The organism is Brevibacillus sp. MCWH, from assembly GCF_013096935.1.
GTDB classification, from domain to species: Bacteria; Bacillota; Bacilli; order Brevibacillales; family Brevibacillaceae; genus Brevibacillus; species Brevibacillus aydinogluensis.
Window position 1 is genome coordinate 1 of record NZ_SDLF01000078.1, and the last position, 738, is coordinate 738.

1 protein-coding gene is annotated in these 738 nt (G+C 46.3%); it reads left to right on the forward strand.

Features of this window, described 5'->3' with window-relative positions:
- Positions 1–331 precede the first annotated feature (331 nt).
- Positions 332–586, forward strand: a complete 255-nt coding sequence (locus ETC00_RS19425; protein ID WP_009362112.1) for a hypothetical protein — start codon at positions 332–334, stop codon at positions 584–586.
- Positions 587–738: the final 152 nt, after the last annotated feature.

The following is a 738-nucleotide window of genomic DNA, read 5'->3' on the forward strand; positions in this document are numbered from 1 at the left end:
AACAAGAGTGGTACAAACGAAAAATGGCCAGTGCGCCAACACTAGCCATCGCTCAATAAATAATCAACCGTTGCAATTATATTCTAGCATAAACGATTTGCGAAAGGAAGGGCAAGCGCATGCTTGCCGATTGGAGTACAAGCAACAGGTATCTCCCCAGCCTGCAAATGGGTGTGTCCCCCAGCCCATCAGCTTGTACTTCAATCGGTGCGTATGCACACTAGACCGAGCGAGAGCGGGCGACGATCCTGGAAAGGGGAGCCGCGCCAGAATACATGCATATGGTCATTGCGAAGACGTCTAGTCATTCATTCAGAAGGAGGAAGAGGTTATGCAAGATATGCTCTTTTTGCAAGAAGAGGATTTGTTACAAAAGGCATCGCGGTGCGTCGAGTACATACAAGAATCGCTTCAAAACCGCGACTATGAAACGGCGAAAATCGAAATGTCGGAGTTGCGCTTTTTATTAGATGAACTGCAAGTAATCGAACAAAAGAAATTACGTCGCGCACAGCTTTTTGAAGTTGTCGCTGACATGCGTAAGCGCGGCATTCAAATTGATTTTGTATCGCGGATGCTGGGGTGATGGTGTGACAAGAGAAGAGAAAAAGCAAATTCGTTTGCAAATCTTGCAATTGCTCGATAAGTGTGCAGGATGCGAAGAACGTCATAACGGTACACAAAGCGTATGCGTCATAAGTTGTCCGATCGGCAAGCAAATGCAACAGCTATCTGTGT

Coding starts and splice junctions, on each gene's coding strand:
- ETC00_RS19425 (WP_009362112.1), top strand. CDS start 332: ATGCAAGATATGCTCTTTTTGCAAGAAGAGGATTTGTTACAAAAGGCA.